Origin of the sequence: Streptomyces sp. CG 926 (genome assembly GCF_003148825.1) — a bacterium.
Taxonomy (GTDB): domain Bacteria; phylum Actinomycetota; class Actinomycetes; order Streptomycetales; family Streptomycetaceae; genus Streptomyces.
Genome location: NZ_QGGZ01000008.1, coordinates 285,555 through 300,348 on the forward strand (window position 1 = coordinate 285,555; position 14,794 = coordinate 300,348).

Sequence of the window (14,794 nt, forward strand, 5' to 3'; positions counted from 1 at the left end):
ACGGGACCGTGCGGCCATTCCCGTACGGTCGCCCCCACGCACCCGGTGTGACTGATACGACTGATTCGTGCCGCCTGTGGACAATTTTCCCGCCCGACTCACCAGACCTGGCAGCATGGCGGGGTGACAGCAGCAACGCACTCCTCATCGTTCCCGGGCGGCCCCGACTCCGTCGACTCGGCCGACGCGGTGCTCCTGGGCCTGGACCCGGAGCAGCGTGAGGTCGCGACGACCCTGCGCGGGCCGGTGTGCGTGCTGGCGGGCGCCGGTACCGGCAAGACCCGCGCGATCACCCACCGCATCGCCTACGGCGTCCGGTCCGGACAGCTCATGCCCGCGAGCGTGCTGGCCGTCACCTTCACCAACCGCGCCGCCGGCGAGATGCGCGGACGCCTGCGCACCCTGGGCGCGGGCGGGGTCCAGGCCCGCACCTTCCACTCCGCGGCCCTGCGCCAGCTCCAGTACTTCTGGCCGAAGGCGGTCGGTGGTGAGGTGCCCCGACTGCTGGAGCGCAAGATCCAACTGGTCGCCGAGGCCGGCGCGCGCTGCCGTATCCGCCTCGACCGGGGCGAGCTGCGCGACGTCACGGGCGAGATCGAATGGGCGAAGGTCACCCAGACCGTGCCCGCCGACTATCCGGTGGCCGCCCTGAAGTCGGGTCGCGAGGCCCCCCGGGACCTGGCCGAGATCGCCCAGATATACGGGACGTACGAACAGCTCAAGCGCGACCGCGGCATGATCGACTTCGAGGACGTGCTGCTCCTGACCGTCGGCATCCTCCAGGACCGCCACGACATCGCCGAGCAGATCCGTACCCAGTACCAGCACTTCGTCGTCGACGAGTACCAGGACGTCAGCCCGCTCCAGCAGCGGCTGCTGGACCTGTGGCTCGGCGAGCGCGACAGCCTCTGCGTCGTCGGCGACGCCAGCCAGACCATCTACTCCTTCACCGGCGCCACCCCCGACCACCTGCTGAACTTCCGCACCCGCTACCCGCAGGCCACGGTGGTCAAGCTGGTCCGCGACTACCGCTCCACCCCGCAGGTGGTCCATCTGGCCAACGGGCTCCTGAACCAGGCCAAGGGCCGGGCCGCCGAGCACCGGCTGGAGCTGATCTCGCAGCGCGAGACCGGCCCCGACCCCGTCCACACCGAGTACGCGGACGAGCCCGCCGAGGCCGAGGGCGTCGCCCGCCGGATCCGGGACCTGATCGCCGCGGGCATCCCGGCGGGCGAGATCGCCGTCCTCTACCGCATCAACGCCCAGTCCGAGGTCTACGAGCAGGCCCTCGCCGACGCCGGGGTCCCGTACCAGCTGCGCGGGGCCGAGCGGTTCTTCGAGCGCCAGGAGGTCCAGAAGGCTCTCGTCGCGCTGCGCGGAGCCGCCCGCTCCGGCGGGAACGACCCGCTGCTCGACGATGTCGTGGAGCTGGGTTCCCAGGTCCGGGCGGTGCTCAGCGCCATCGGCTGGGGCGCCGAGCCGCCGGCCGGCTCCGGCGCCGTGCGCGACCAGTGGGAATCGCTGGCCGCGCTGGTCCGGCTCGCCGAGGACTTCGCCCGGAGCCGGCCCGGCGCCACCCTGGCGGACCTCACGATCGAGCTGGAGGAGCGCAAGGCCGCCCAGCACGCCCCGACCGTGCAGGGCGTCACCCTGGCCTCGCTGCACGCGGCGAAGGGCCTGGAGTGGGACGCCGTGTTCCTCGTCGGCCTCACCGACGGCATGATGCCGATCACCTATGCGAAGACCGACGAGCAGGTCGAGGAGGAACGGCGACTGCTCTACGTCGGCGTCACCCGGGCGCGGGTGCACCTGGGCCTGTCCTGGTCGGTCTCCCGCACCCCCGGCGGCCGGGCCTCCAGGCGCCCCAGCCGCTTCCTGAACGGCCTGCGGCCGGGCTCCGCGGCCCCGGGCGCCCGAGCGGGTTCCGCGGCCGAGCGAGGGCCGCGTAGGCGCGGCCCCCGCGGCCCGGTGCTGTGCAGGGTCTGTGGCAAGACCCTGACCGAGGCCGGCGAGCTGAAGCTGATGCGTTGTGAGGACTGTCCGTCCGACATGGACGAAGGCCTCTACGAGCGGCTTCGGGAGTGGCGCGCGGCCGAGTCGAAGCTGCAAGGCCTGCCCGCGTACTGCGTCTTCACGGACAAGACGCTGATGGCGATCGCGGAGGCCGCGCCGTCCGAGGCGGGGGAGCTCTCGATGATCTCCGGAGTGGGCGGCCGTAAGCTTGACCGGTACGGAGCCGAGGTCCTGGCCATCTGCGCAGGTCAGGAGGTCGGGGCCGGGCATCCTGACGACGCGTAGAAACTCGTCGGAAAAATAGTTTGCACATGCCCAGCGAAGACCCATAGGTTCTTAGCAACGGAAACGGTGGCTTCTCCGAAGCCCTGGATCCGTGCTGTACTTATCCGAATACGTATGGGACAGGCCCTCGGGCCGAGTCCCCGAGACGCCGAGAGGAGGCGAGACCAGTGACCAGCTTCATGACCTTCACCAAAATGACCGATCGCTCGGTCGACGCTTCCTGCCTGCTCGGTTCCGTCTCCCTCCTGGGTACCGGTGTGTCCGCGATTTCCGCCGACCGCCCCGCCCTGCTGGCGACCCTTCCGGTCAGTGAGCGCAATGAGCGACCGACCCAGGCACCGGTGGCAGTACTGGCAGCAGAAGCGCAGACGCATGGCGCCTATGGATTTGCTGCCGCAGCCGGTGCCGGATCCCTGAAGAAGCAGACGAAGCAGCAGCACCACCTGATGTGGGCCTTCCGCGGGCTCGAACCCTGGAGTGATCCAGCCTGATCGCATGATCAGGCCGGCGCCTTCAGGGCCGCGGAACCCCACCCGGGATCCGCGGCCCTTCTGTTTGTCCCCGACCGGGGGCGACGGAGCGAAGGGGTCTCGGGACTGGCCTGGCCAGTCGGTGTGAGAGCACAACCCAGCCGAACCCGGCCGACCGGCCGGAACGACTAGCCGAACAAGACGAGGAAGAAACCACCGTGCAACTCGAAGCGCACGCCCCGTCCGTACCGCAGACCCAGCTGAACTCCCCGCCCGCAGTCCCGGAGAACCACACCTTGACCCCGCTCACCGCGCTGACCGCGCTCGACGACGCCATCGAGAACCTCGGCGTACCCGTCCCGTGCCGCACCTTCGACCCCGAGGTCTTCTTCGCCGAGTCCCCGGCGGACGTCGAGTACGCCAAGTCCCTCTGCCGCACCTGCCCGCTGGTCGAGGCCTGCCTCGCCGGTGCGACCGAGCGTCGCGAGCCCTGGGGTGTCTGGGGTGGCGAGCTCTTCGTCCAGGGTGTCGTCGTCGCCCGCAAGCGTCCCCGTGGCCGTCCGCGCAAGAACCCGGTTGTCGCGGCATGACCGCCATCGGCACCATCGACCGCCCCCTGACGCACGACCCCTTGAAGCAGGCCCTCATGACCTCCTACTCCACGAGCGAGCAGCCCCACGGCGCCGCCCACGCAGACTTCATCACCGCCGGCGCGATCACCTCGCGTCAGAACAGGACCCGCGAAATGCAACTCATCCCAGAAGCCCTGGCTCGCGCCCATATGGACGACCGCATGCGTGAGGTGGACGCCGAGCGTCACGCCGTGCGCCTGGTCGCCGCCCGCCGCATGCAGCGGCGTGCCGAGCGCGTTTCCATGCGCGCCCGGCGCGCGCTGGCCATGGCCGTCATGAACTAAGAACCGAAAGCAGCATCCCCGGGGGGACCGGTCCGCACGGACCGGTCCCCCCGGTGCGTTGCGCGGGCTGTGCGCCCCGGACGGGGATATCGTCTGGAGGTGGACCAGCCGACTCCCCACCCCGGCCCGTCGGGATCCGAGGCCCAGCCCGTCGTCTGCACGGGCTGTGGCGCCAAGGCCCCGGGCGAGATCCCACCCACCTGGACCTGCTCGGTGGAGAACGGGACCAGACAGTACTTCTGCGTCGTCTGCGCGCGCGCCAACCTCCGGGCGATCGAGGGCAGGCTCGACTCGTCCTGGTGGTGACGCGCCCGCGCACTCACTCGTCGGGGGCGAACCCCGGCAGCCAGGTGTTCAGTTCGTCCCGCAACCGCACCGTCGCGCCCAGCTGGCACAGCACCCCGATGGTGCTCAGCGTCACGCGGTGGATCAGGAGATAGGAGGGCGGCAGGTTGATCTGCCGGCCCAACTGGTGCGCGGGGGAGCGAGGATCGGCGATCCGCGCCGCCTGGCCGCGCAACCACGGCCGGGTGAAGGTGAACTCCTCGGCCTCGGCGGGCTCGATGATCGGCTTGAGATAGTCCAGCACCGCGTCGGGGTCCAACTCGACGGACTCCTTCACGAACCCCTCGGCGCACAGGTGCCCGTAGACCCCCTCGGCGTCACCGTCCAGCGTCATCCGCAGCGACCTGCCGATGGGCTTGGGCCAGCCACCGGGCAGCCGGTCCACCGTGCCGAAGTCCAGGACGCCCAGTCGCATCCGGCCGTCCGCCCCCGATATCAGCCGGAAGTTGCCCGGGTGCGGGTCGGCGTGCAGCAGACCGGTGCGCGCCGGACCGGAGAACAGGAACCCGGCCAGCAGCTGTCCGGCGCGATCCCGCTCCTCCTGGGTGCCGTCGGCTATCACCTCCGACAGCGGGGTCCCCTCCATCCACTCGGTCACCAGCACCTGGTCGCCCTGGTGCACGACGTCCGGCACGAACACGTCCGGGTCGTCCACGAAGGCGTCCGCGTGCGTCCGCTGGGCCTCGGCCTCCAGCTCGTAGTCGAGCTCCTCCGAGACCCGGTCGCGCAACTCCTTGATCAGCGGCTTGATCTCCATGCCCGGGATCAGCGGCCCGAGCAGTCCCGCGAACCGGCCCAGCTGCTTCAGGTCCGACAACAGCGCCTCACCGGCACCCGGGTACTGGACCTTGACGGCCACCCGCCGGCCGTCGTGCCACACCGCCCGATGCACCTGGCCGATGGAGGCCGCCGCGGCCGGCTTGTCCTCGAACTCCTCGAACAGGTCCCGCCAGTCGGCTCCGAGACGGTCCGTCAGCACCTGGTGCACCGTCGCCGCGGGCAGCGGCGGGGCCGCCTCCTGGAGCTTGGTCAGCGCCGCCCGGTAGGGCCCGGCGACCTCCTCCGGCAGGGCCGACTCGAAGACCGACAGGGCCTGCCCGAACTTCATGGCACCGCCCTTCAGCTCCCCGAGGGTGCGGAACAACTGCTCGGCGGTGCGCTGCTGAAGTTCGCGCGCCACGATCTCCGCGGACTTGCCCCCGATCCGCTTGCCCAGCCCCCACGTGACCCGACCCGCGATGCCGAGCGGCAGCGCGGCCAGCTTGACGGTACGGGTGACCGCCTTCCGGGGAAGATCAGACATACGCCCCTCCATGTCCCAGACAGCTGCGCCGCGAACGGCGGATTCAGGAAGGGCTCCGCCGACCCGACAGCCTCAACGCATCCTGTCATGGCCCTCCCGACCGCTCCCCGCCCGATCCTCCTCAGCTGACCCACCCGCCCCGCAAGGGCATTCGGGATGCGGGCGCACCGGGTCGGATCGCCAGTGCAGGGTGGGGAGGGCCGCCTCCCAGCGGGCGCCGGTGGAAGCGGGTAACCCTCCGTCGAGGAAGGCGAGCGCGTGGGCCGCGGCCAGTCCGGCCACCGCCGTGGACAGGCCCAGGTCGCAGGCCCCGCTCGCGCGGCGGCGGTGGGCCGAGCGCCACTGAACCAGCATCCTGGGCCAGGCCGCGTCCCGGTCCACCCGGTCGCGCTCCATGCACCCCGCGCAGGCCGTCGACCCCGGCAGCACCAAAGGCCCGACCAGCCCCGTTCCCTCCAACACCCCGGCGTACAGGTGCGGGATGCCCGCGGCGACCCAGTCCACCGCGGTGTCCGGATCCGGGGCCCAGGCCTGCAGCCCGTCCCGGGGCGCGACGATCACCAGGGCCAACCCCGGCTCCGCCCCCTCCTCCTCCCCGGCCCGCGGGGTGCGCCCCGGGGCCGAATCGCGCACCAGCCTGCCCGCGGACTCGGCCCGCGGCCGACCCACGGCCTCGGGGCCCAGCCCGCCCGGTGCCACGTCCGCCGGCTCCACCCGGCCCCCGTCGAGCACCTCGACCCGGCCCACACCGGCCCCCGCCAGGACCGCGGCGATCACGGCCCCCACCCGGCCGCTCCCGCGCACCCGGACCCGTATCGCCCGGCGGGCGGCGATCCCCCGTAGCCCCCCGCCCGGCTCCCGGTGGACCAGCGACAGCGAGCCCAGGTCGGGCCCCAGCCGTTCCACGGTCTCCGGGAGCGCCCGCAGGGCCTGGGCCCGGGGTCCACCCGCGGTGGCGTCGTCGAGCAGACCGGCCCCCGCCAGCGTCCTGACCACCTCGTCGGCCCGGCCGTCCGGCAGCCCCATCCCCGAGGCCTCGGACCGCAGCAACTCCATCCCCCGGGTTCCGTCGATCCGGTCGATCAGCGTGCCCGTGGCCGTGTCCACGGGACCGAGCACCACCGCGTGGGCGGGTGTCACCCCGAACTGAACCGTCTGAAGATCGCGCCAGGCCCGCGCCAACGCCGGCTTCACCCTCGGATACATGTCAGGTCCCCCTCGATATCCCGTGCGCACGCGCACCATCCGTTTCCCGCTCTTCCGCCACAGTGCCCGCCCGCCGGAATCCGTGCCGGAATTTGTCCACAGGTGCGAGGTATTAGGCATATGAGATGAAGGGAAATGGGGTTCCGGAAATCGGCTGTGAATCCCTCGTGTTCGAACCGCGGACGGGCGGGACTTCCGCCACCACGACCGGGTACCGTCGTGGCGTGTCCGCCGACCCACCGCAGCGCGCCGTCGAAGTCCGCCGGAGCGCGCGCCGCCGCAGGACCGTATCCGCCTATCGCGAGGGTGACCGTACGGTCGTTCTCATCCCTGCCCGGATGTCCGAGGCGGAGGAGCAGCGCTGGGTGGGGGTCATGCTCGACAAACTCGCCGCGCAGGAGAGCAAACGCACCTTCGGGGACGCGGAGCTCACCGAGCGGGCCGCGCAGCTGTCCGAGCAGTACTTCGACGGCCGAGCCCGCCCCCGGACGGTCCGCTGGGTCACCAACCAGAACACCCGCTGGGGCTCCTGCACCCCCGCCGAAGGCAGCATCCGCCTCTCGCACCGGCTCCAGGGGATGCCCGAGTACGTCGTCGACTACGTGCTCCTGCACGAGCTGGCCCACCTCCTCGTACCCGGCCACGGACCCCGCTTCTGGGAACTGCTGGAGGCCTACCCGCGCACCGAGCGGGCCCGCGGCTACCTGGAGGGCGTGGTCGCCGCCGAGCGGCTGCCGAAGGTCCCCGCCGCCCGCGAGGAATGAGCCCGCCGGCCCGACCCCCGGCCCACCCGCCGGCCCACCCGTCGACCCGCCGGCCGGCCCCCGTGCCGCGCGCAGGGTTTTGTACCGGGTCGGTACCGGCTTGGCCCGATGTCGGCAATTGCCGTTAGCCTGAGCGGCACGCATTCACAGTCGGGATGGGGGACGGTCGTACGTATGGCCAGGGAATTCCAACGCGGCCACAAGGCCAAGATCAGTGATCTCACGGCGGGCACCGATCTGTACGTAGGTGTCCAGATCGCAGGATCAGGACTCGCCTTCGACATCAGCTGTTTCGGCCTCGACGCCAACGAGCAGCTGTCGGACGACCGTTACTTCGTCTTCTTCAATCAGCCGAAGTCGCCGGAAGAGTCCATTCAGCAACTCGGTGCGCAGTCGGGCGACACCGAATCCTTCCGGGTGACGCTGGACCGCATTCCGGCATCCATCCACAAACTGTCCTTCACCGCCACCATCGACGGTGCCGGACAGATGTCGCAGATCGGCCCCGGCTACATCCGGATCGTGGCCGGCGGCGAAGAGGTCGTCCGGTACGCGTTCACCGGTGCGGAGTTCACCACCGAGCGGGCCGTGATGCTCGGCGACTTCTACCTGAAGGACGTGTGGCGCTTCGCCGCCGTCGGCCAGGGCTTCGACGGCGGCCTCGACGCGCTGCTGCGGAACTTCGGCGGCGAGGTCGCCGAGGAGGCACAGCCGGCTCAGCAGGCCCCGGCCGCCGCCTCGCCCGGGTTCGCCCCGCCGCCGCAGGCGGCCGCCCCGGCCCCGGCCTTCGGTGCCCCGGCCCAGCAGGCCCCGCAGGCCCCGGCCCCCGCGCCGTCCTTCGGCGCGCCCGTGCCCGCGCCCGGCGCCGTCCCGCAGCCGCAGTACCAGCAGCCCGCGGCCCCGACCCCGGTGCACGCCGCGCCCACCATGGCCGCGCCGCTCGCCCCGCCGGCCCCGGCCCCGTACGGCCAGCCGCCGCAGCCGCCGCAGCCCTCGTACGGACAGGTCCCCGGGCAGGTCCCGGGCCAGGTTCCCGGGCAGTACCCCGGCCAGGTCCCGCCGCCCGCCCCGGCCCCCGCGCCCTACGGGCAGCAGCCGGGCTACGGCCAGGTCCCCGGCCAGCAGCCGGGCCAGCAGCCCGGGTACGCCCCGCAGGGCGTCCCCGCCGCGGGCGCCGGCCTCGCCGCGGCACTCCAGCCGTACAAGGAAGCCCCCACCGGCACCCGCTGGACCCCGCAGAACCAGCAGCTCATGCGCGTCGACCTGTCGATGGGCGGCCAGGCCGTCCTCGCCCGCCAGGGCAGCATGGTCCTCTACCAGGGCAAGGTCGACTTCAGCTACAAGGGCGCGGGCTTCGCCGGCCGCATCGTCGGCAACGCCACCGGCCAGGAGATGCAGCTCATGCGCTGCACCGGCCGCGGCCAGGTCTTCCTCGCCGAGAACGGCGCCCACCTGCACGCCATCGAGCTCCAGGGCGACGGGATCTGCGTCTCCGCCGAGGCCGTCCTCGCCTTCGACGAGTCGCTCCAGCACGAGGTCCGCCGTATCGAGGGCCACGGCATCCCCGGCGGCGCCCTGTTCACGATGTTGTTCCAGGGCTCCGGCACGGTGATCGTCAAGACGCACGGCACGCCCGTCGTCCTGCCCGTCACCCCGACCACCTTCGCGGACAGCAACGCCATCGTCGCGTGGTCCGCGGCCTCGCAGGTGATCATCTCCAGTCAGGTCCGGCTGCGGCGCAACGCCTACCCCGGCCACAGCGGGGAGACCGTGAACCTCCAGTTCCGCGGCGCTCCCGGCAACTTCATCGTCGTCCAGCCGTACGAGGTCTGAGGGAGCCCGACATGAACGCAATGAACCAGCAACTCGCGGGCTTCGCCCCGACCCCCGTCACGGCCCGCATGGAGAACCACGGCCGGGCCATGCTCAAGGTCGCCATGCAGAGCGGCCAGGACCTCTTCGCCCGCACCGGCTCGATGGTCGCCTACGAGGGCTTCGTCCAGTACGAGCCCAACCCGCCGGCCGTCCGTCAGATGGCCTCGCAGTGGATCACGGGCGAAGGCGCACCGCTGATGAAGTGCACCGGCGACGGCCTGCTCTACCTGGCCGACTACGGCGCCGACGTGGTCGTCATCAACCTCAACAACGACTCGCTCTCGGTCAACGGCACCAACCTGCTGGCCTTCGACGCCCACCTCCAGTGGGGCGTCGAGCGGGTCAAGGGCCTCGCCAAGTTCGCCGGCCAAGGCCTGTTCAACGTGCAGATCGCGGGCACCGGATGGGTCGCCCTGACCTCCCGCGGCACCCCGATCGTGGTCGACTGCGGCCGCGGCGAGGACGAGACGTACGTCGACCCCGACGCGCTCGTCGCCTGGTCGCCGAATCTCAAGGTCAAGGGCAAGCGCAGCTTCAAGGCCTCGTCGATGATCGGCCGGGGCAGCGGGGAGGCCTACCAGATGGCCTTCTCAGGCCAGGGCATCGTCGTCGTACAGCCCAGCGAGGACAGCACCGACCGGCTCCGGGCCCGGGGCTGAGGGGGAGCGGACACATCATGCAGAGCGCACTTTTCGCCCACGCCGAGGCGCAGTCCCAGGATCGGTACGCCATCCAGAACCCGCAGCTGCTGCGGGTCTCGCTGACCGGCTCCGACGACGTGCTCGCCCGTAAGGGCGCCATGGTCGCCTACCAGGGGATCATCGACTTCGACGGCGAGTACCAGAGCAGCAGCCAGCGGGGCGCCCGCCGCCGCACCGGCGAGGGCCTGGACCTCATGCGCTGCTCCGGGCAGGGCACCGTATACCTGGCCAATCTGGCCCAGTACGTGCACGTCGTGGACGTGGACCAGGACGGCCTCACGGTCGACAGCAGCTATGTGCTGGCCCTGGACTCCACCCTGCACACCGAGGTCATCGCGGTGGACAGCCAGTACGGGATCTCCGGCTCGGGCAAGTACCAGCTCAACATCTCCGGCCGCGGCAAGGTCGCCCTGATGACCTCGGGGCAGCCGCTGATGATGCACGTCACGCCCGACAAGTACGTCAACGTCGACGCGGACGCCATCGTCGCCTGGTCCACCTCGCTGCGGGTCCAGATGCAGGCCCAGACGCACTCCAGCGGGGTGTGGCGGCGCCGCGGCAACACCGGCGAGGGCTGGGAGCTGAGCTTCCTCGGCACCGGCGTCGCGCTGGTGCAGCCCAGTGAGGTGCTGCCGCCGCAGAACGCCCAGCTGGGTCAGGGCGCCGCCGCGCAGTTCGGCATGGGCCAGCACGGCTCGCACGCGCAGAACCAGAACAACGCCTGGAACTGATCCTTCCCGGCACGACGAAGGGGCGGCCCCACCAGGGACCGCCCCTTCGTCACGTCCGCGTCGTCACGTCCGCGTCGCGGCGTCGGCGGACTCAGCCGCCGAGCCGCGCCAAGGTCGCCTCCAGCAGCCGCACGACGGACGTGTCGGCCACCGCCGCCACCTCCTCGTACGGGAACCAGCGCAGGTCCAGGGACTCCTCGCTGATCTCCGCCACGGCGCCGGCCGGAGCCAGCGCCGCGTACTGCACGTCCAGGTGCCAGTTGCACGGCGCCGGGATCGGATGCCGGTCCAGGCGCACCGGACCGCCGTCGAGCAGCGTCAGCCCCGACGCGATGCCCGACTCCTCGGCGGCCTCGCGCAGCGCCACCTCGGCGAGGGTCCGGTCGCCCGCCTCGCAGTGGCCGCCCATCTGGAGCCACATGCCGAGCTTCTTGTGCAGGGTCAGCAGTACGCGCCCCCGCGCCGGGTCGATCACCAGCGCGCTGCCCGTCACGTGCCCGGCCTCGCAGGGCTTGTAGACCCCGTCCGGGTGGGCCGCCAGGTGCTCCAGGTACAGATCGCGCAGCTCCGTCTGGTCCTCGTACGCCTTCAGTACCAGGACCGCGTCTTCGTGCAGGCTCACTTCTTCTCGTCGCCGTCCTGCTCGCGCTTCTCGGCGGCCTCGCCGAGCATCTTGTCGATCTCGGAGAAGTCCAGCTGCTCGCGGTGCACGAAGCCGTCCGGGTCGTCCAGGTCGGAGGCCGTCGGCAGCATGTCCGGGTGCTCCCAGAGGCCGTCACGGCCGTCCACCCCGCGCGCGTCCGTGAGCGAGGCCCACAGCCGCGAGGCGTCGCGCAGCCGGCGCGGGCGCAGCTCCAGGCCGATCAGCGTCGCGAAGGTCTGCTCCGCCGGGCCGCCCGAGGCGCGCCGCCGGCGCATCGTCTCGCGCATCGCGTCCGCCGAGGTCAGCCGGGGCTTGGCGGCCTCGTGCACCACCGCGTCCACCCAGCCCTCGACCAGCGCGAGCGCCGTCTCCAGACGGGCCAGGGCGGCCTTCTGCTCAGGGGTGTCCTGCGGCTGGAACATGCCGCCCTGGAGCGCTTCCTGCAGCTGCTCCGGGTTGGACGGGTCCAGCTGGCCGACGACGTCCTCCAGCTTCGAGGTGTCGACCTTGATGCCGCGGGCGTAGCCCTCGACCGCGCCGAACAGGTGCGAGCGCAGCCACGGCACGTGGGCGAAGAGCCGGGCGTGGGCCGCCTCGCGCAGCGCCAGGTAGAGCCGCACCTCGTCCGAGGGCACGCCCAGGTCCTTGCCGAAGCTCTCGATGTTCAGCGGCAGCAGCGCGGCCTTCCCGGCCGGACCCAGCGGCAGGCCGATGTCCGTGGAGCCGACGACCTCGCCCGCGAGCGTGCCGACGGCCTGGCCGATCTGCTGGCCGAACATGGCGCCGCCCATGGAGCGCATCATGCCGAGCAGCGGGCCCGCCATGGCCTGCATCTCCTCGGGCAGCACGCCGCCCATGGCCGCGCCGACCCGCTCCGCGACCGGGTCCACGAGCTCCTTCCACACCGGGAGGGTCGCCTCGACCCACTCGGCGCGGCTCCACGCCACGGCCGTGGTGGCGCCCGACGGCAGCGAGGTCACCCCGTCCAGCCAGTGGTCGGCCAGGCGCACGGCCTCCTCGACGGCAGACCTCTCGGCGACGCCGATGCTCGTGTCCTTCACACCGTCCGTGGTGCCCTGCGCGACGGTCTGGCGGGCGATGTCCTTGGCCATGTCCCAGTTCACGGGACCGCCCTCGTAGCTCAGCATCTGGCCGAGCTGCTGGAAGGCGGCACCGAGATCGTTCGGGTTCATCGCGCCGAACATCGCGGCGAACGGGTTGTCCGCTCCGGGAGCGCCCGCGCCGCCCGGCAGACCCATGCCGGGGAACCCGAAGGGATTCGCCGGGCCGCCCTCGCCGCCCTTCTTCTTGCCATCGTCGCCGTTCTCCGGCTCCTCCGGCGGAAGGCCGAATCCGAATGGGGTGTCGCTCACGGGTTTCCTCGGCTCGTAGGGCCGCCGGCGGGTGCCGACGGGCAATGGTCCGACAACACCACCCAGCGTAGACACCGCGGCCGCATCCGGGCTCGGTGCTCCGCCGACTCCTGGGCTGCGGCAGGATGGACATCACCTGGTGGGTACGCGTCACGGCGCGTCCCTACTGAAGACAACCGCTGGAGACGCCCGGTGAGTTCCCCAGATCCGCAGTTTCGCGCGATGCCCGACGACGAAAACAGCTCCGAGCACGGTGAAAGCGCCCCCGGCGTTCGCCGGCCGCGAAACCCGGACGGGATCCGCCGGCGCAGCCCGGTGATCGCCGTGACCGGCGCCGCCTCGGGAGTCGGCGCGGCCCTCGTGAGCCGGCTGGCCGCCTCCGACGAGGTCAAGCAGGTCGTCGCCATCGACGAGCGACGCGGGGACTGCGCGGCCGCACAGTGGCACATCCTCGACGTACGGGACCCGGCGATCGCCGAGAAGCTGCGCGGCGCGGACGTCGTGGTCCACCTCGCCCTGGACCTCGACCTGGAGACGGACCCGGCGGCCCGCACGGCGTACAACGTGCGCGGCACCCAGACCGTCCTGACGGCGGCCGCCGCGGCCGGCGTGCACCGGGTCGTGCTCTGCACCTCGGCGATGGTCTACGGGGCCCTGCCGGACAACGACATCCCGCTGTCCGAGGACTCCGAGCTGCGCGCCACCGCCGAGGCGACCGGGGTCGGTGACCTGCTGGAGATCGAGCGCCTGGGCCGCCGCGCCCCCCGCGCGCACCCCGGACTGAACGTCACCGTGATCCGCCCGGCCGTCCTGGTCGGGGGCACGGACACCGCCCTGACCCGGTACTTCGAGTCCCCGCGGCTGCTCGTGGTCGCGGGTTCCCGCCCCACCTGGCAGTTCTGCCACGTGGAAGACCTGGTCAGCGCCCTGGAGTACGCCGCCCTGGAGAAGGTCGAGGGCGAGCTGGCCGTCGGCTGCGAGGGGTGGCTGGAGCAGGAGGAGGTCGAGGAGCTGAGCGGCATCCGCCGCATGGAGCTCCCCTCCGCGGTCGCGCTGGGAGCCGCGGCCCGGCTGCACCGGATCGGCCTGACCCCGTCCCCGGCCGGGGACCTCGCCTACACGATGCATCCGTGGGTGGTCAGTGTCAGCGGGCTGCACGCGGCGGGCTGGCGGCCGCGCTGGACCAACGAGGAGGTGCTCGCCGAGCTCCTCCAGGAGGTCTCGGGGCGGCACACGGTCGCGGGCCGCCGGCTGGGCCGTAGGGACGCCGCCACGGCCGCCGGTGCGGCCGGCGCGACGGTGGCCCTGCTGGGCGCGGCCGCGGCGGTCCGCCTGGCGCGCAAGCGGCGCGGGATCTGACCGGCCCCCGCTCCCGGCCCCGGCGGCCGGGCCTCCCGCTCCCGGCCCAGGTGCCGACTCCGGGTGCGGCCTCCGGCCGGGCGGACCGAGGGGCTCTGCGGGCCTGCCCTGTAGGAGGCTCCCAAGGCGGCGCCCGGGCCCCGGGCGAATCTGCTATTTCGCCCTGTCAGTGGCTAGGGCACGATGAAGGCATGGCACCGCACTTCGACCACCCCGGCGAGCAGGCCGCATCGGACCCGATCCGACTGCTCCAGATCCGCGAGACCGCCCTGTCGATCGACGAGGTCTTCCAGGCCGTCGGCGACGACGCGTCGGGCGGTACGACGCTCTTCGTCGGCACGGTGCGCAACCACGACAGCGGCGCGGACGTCGACTCGCTCGGCTACTCCTGCCATCCGACCGCCGAGGCGGAGATGCGTCGCGTGGCCGAACGCGTCGTGGCCAAGTTCCCGGTCCGCGCCCTGGCGGCCGTGCACCGCATCGGTGACCTGGCCGTCGGCGACCTGGCCGTCGTCGTCGCCGTGTCCTGCCCGCACCGCGGCGAAGCCTTCGAGGCCGCCCGGATGCTGATCGACGACCTCAAGCACGAGGTCCCGATCTGGAAGCACCAGACCTTCAGCGACGGCACGGAGGAGTGGGTCGGCGCCTGCTGACCCGCGGGCTGAGCGGGCCGACGGACGGAGTCCGGCGTGGTCGGGCGAAGCCGGTGAGGCGCTCCGGCGCCGAGCGGTGCGAGTCCCGGCCGGGGGAGGGGACCTTCAGCGACGGCACGGAGGAGTGGGTCGGCGCCTGTTGAACCCCCGGCCGCGG

Annotated in this window: 15 protein-coding genes; 11 read left to right on the forward strand and 4 right to left on the reverse strand. The window is 72.1% G+C overall.

What is annotated here, in order from left to right; all coding sequences use genetic code 11:
• The first annotated feature begins 63 nt into the window (after positions 1-63).
• The 5 genes from BCL76_RS22685 (at position 64) to BCL76_RS22705 (ending at position 3,990) form a co-directional block, all read left to right on the forward strand.
• Positions 64-2,298: an ATP-dependent DNA helicase UvrD2 gene (locus BCL76_RS22685; RefSeq protein WP_109781269.1), complete on the forward strand. Its 2,235-nt coding sequence runs from the start codon at positions 64-66 to the stop codon at positions 2,296-2,298.
• Between the two features lie 167 nt (positions 2,299-2,465).
• Positions 2,466-2,789, forward strand: a complete 324-nt coding sequence (locus BCL76_RS22690; protein ID WP_371588414.1) for a hypothetical protein — start codon at positions 2,466-2,468, stop codon at positions 2,787-2,789.
• A gap of 197 nt (positions 2,790-2,986) precedes the next feature.
• On the forward strand, positions 2,987-3,358 hold the full coding sequence (locus BCL76_RS22695; RefSeq protein WP_109781270.1) for a WhiB family transcriptional regulator: 372 nt from the start codon (positions 2,987-2,989) through the stop codon (positions 3,356-3,358).
• The gene (locus tag BCL76_RS22700) at positions 3,355-3,684 is read left to right on the forward strand and encodes a hypothetical protein (protein ID WP_030764601.1); all 330 of its coding nucleotides are present in this window, start codon (positions 3,355-3,357) and stop codon (positions 3,682-3,684) included. The genes BCL76_RS22695 and BCL76_RS22700 overlap by 4 nt, the downstream gene beginning before the upstream one ends.
• Before the next feature lie 99 nt (positions 3,685-3,783).
• Positions 3,784-3,990, forward strand: coding sequence for a hypothetical protein (locus tag BCL76_RS22705; protein ID WP_109781271.1), 207 nt, complete (start codon positions 3,784-3,786; stop codon positions 3,988-3,990).
• 13 nt (positions 3,991-4,003) lie between these two features.
• Here the strand turns inward: BCL76_RS22705 and BCL76_RS22710 are convergent, their stop codons facing one another.
• Together BCL76_RS22710 and BCL76_RS22715 are read right to left on the reverse strand one after the other, a co-directional pair.
• The gene (locus BCL76_RS22710) at positions 4,004-5,332 is read right to left on the reverse strand and encodes an ABC1 kinase family protein (RefSeq protein WP_109781272.1); all 1,329 of its coding nucleotides are present in this window, start codon (positions 5,330-5,332) and stop codon (positions 4,004-4,006) included.
• 72 nt (positions 5,333-5,404) lie between these two features.
• Entirely contained in the window at positions 5,405-6,538 is a 1,134-nt protein-coding gene (locus BCL76_RS22715; RefSeq protein WP_109781273.1) for a TOMM precursor leader peptide-binding protein, read from the reverse strand.
• Positions 6,539-6,663: 125 nt separating this feature from the next.
• Here BCL76_RS22715 and BCL76_RS22720 point away from each other — a divergent pair, with 125 nt between their 5' ends.
• From BCL76_RS22720 to BCL76_RS22735, 4 genes are all read left to right on the forward strand, one after another.
• Entirely contained in the window at positions 6,664-7,302 is a 639-nt protein-coding gene (locus tag BCL76_RS22720) for a M48 metallopeptidase family protein (RefSeq protein ID WP_375137954.1), read from the forward strand.
• A gap of 174 nt (positions 7,303-7,476) precedes the next feature.
• Positions 7,477-9,135 carry a TerD family protein gene (locus BCL76_RS22725; protein ID WP_109781274.1) on the forward strand — a complete coding sequence of 553 codons (1,659 nt, stop codon included), beginning with the start codon at positions 7,477-7,479 and terminating at the stop codon, positions 9,133-9,135.
• Positions 9,136-9,155: 20 nt separating this feature from the next.
• Positions 9,156-9,836 (forward strand): AIM24 family protein, encoded by a 681-nt coding sequence (locus BCL76_RS22730; protein WP_030011152.1) that lies wholly within the window; start codon positions 9,156-9,158, stop codon positions 9,834-9,836.
• Between the two features lie 17 nt (positions 9,837-9,853).
• Positions 9,854-10,609, forward strand: coding sequence for an AIM24 family protein (locus tag BCL76_RS22735; protein WP_109781275.1), 756 nt, complete (start codon positions 9,854-9,856; stop codon positions 10,607-10,609).
• A gap of 91 nt (positions 10,610-10,700) precedes the next feature.
• On the opposite strand, the gene BCL76_RS22740 is transcribed toward BCL76_RS22735, so the two are convergent.
• Both BCL76_RS22740 and BCL76_RS22745 read right to left on the reverse strand, forming a co-directional pair.
• Positions 10,701-11,231, reverse strand: a complete 531-nt coding sequence (locus tag BCL76_RS22740; RefSeq protein ID WP_109781276.1) for an NUDIX hydrolase — start codon at positions 11,229-11,231, stop codon at positions 10,701-10,703.
• Entirely contained in the window at positions 11,228-12,625 is a 1,398-nt protein-coding gene (locus BCL76_RS22745; protein ID WP_109781277.1) for a zinc-dependent metalloprotease, read from the reverse strand. The genes BCL76_RS22740 and BCL76_RS22745 overlap by 4 nt, the downstream gene beginning before the upstream one ends.
• A 192-nt stretch (positions 12,626-12,817) precedes the next feature.
• Here BCL76_RS22745 and BCL76_RS22750 point away from each other — a divergent pair, with 192 nt between their 5' ends.
• Together BCL76_RS22750 and BCL76_RS22755 are read left to right on the forward strand one after the other, a co-directional pair.
• Positions 12,818-13,984 carry an SDR family oxidoreductase gene (locus tag BCL76_RS22750; RefSeq protein WP_109781278.1) on the forward strand — a complete coding sequence of 389 codons (1,167 nt, stop codon included), beginning with the start codon at positions 12,818-12,820 and terminating at the stop codon, positions 13,982-13,984.
• A 191-nt stretch (positions 13,985-14,175) separates the two neighbouring features.
• On the forward strand, positions 14,176-14,637 hold the full coding sequence (locus BCL76_RS22755) for a molybdenum cofactor biosynthesis protein MoaE (RefSeq protein ID WP_033218604.1): 462 nt from the start codon (positions 14,176-14,178) through the stop codon (positions 14,635-14,637).
• Positions 14,638-14,794: the final 157 nt, after the last annotated feature.

Excerpts from the sequence above, each read along its gene's own strand:
- BCL76_RS22720 (WP_375137954.1), top strand. The coding sequence starts at position 6,664 with ATGAAGGGAAATGGGGTTCCGGAAATCGGCTGTGAATCCCTCGTGTTC.
- BCL76_RS22730 (WP_030011152.1), top strand. The coding sequence starts at position 9,156 with ATGAACCAGCAACTCGCGGGCTTCGCCCCGACCCCCGTCACGGCCCGC.
- BCL76_RS22725 (WP_109781274.1), top strand. The coding sequence starts at position 7,477 with ATGGCCAGGGAATTCCAACGCGGCCACAAGGCCAAGATCAGTGATCTC.
- BCL76_RS22715 (WP_109781273.1), bottom strand. The coding sequence starts at position 6,538 with ATGTATCCGAGGGTGAAGCCGGCGTTGGCGCGGGCCTGGCGCGATCTT.
- BCL76_RS22735 (WP_109781275.1), top strand. The coding sequence starts at position 9,854 with ATGCAGAGCGCACTTTTCGCCCACGCCGAGGCGCAGTCCCAGGATCGG.
- BCL76_RS22710 (WP_109781272.1), bottom strand. The coding sequence starts at position 5,332 with ATGTCTGATCTTCCCCGGAAGGCGGTCACCCGTACCGTCAAGCTGGCC.
- BCL76_RS22700 (WP_030764601.1), top strand. The coding sequence starts at position 3,355 with ATGACCGCCATCGGCACCATCGACCGCCCCCTGACGCACGACCCCTTG.
- BCL76_RS22755 (WP_033218604.1), top strand. The coding sequence starts at position 14,176 with ATGGCACCGCACTTCGACCACCCCGGCGAGCAGGCCGCATCGGACCCG.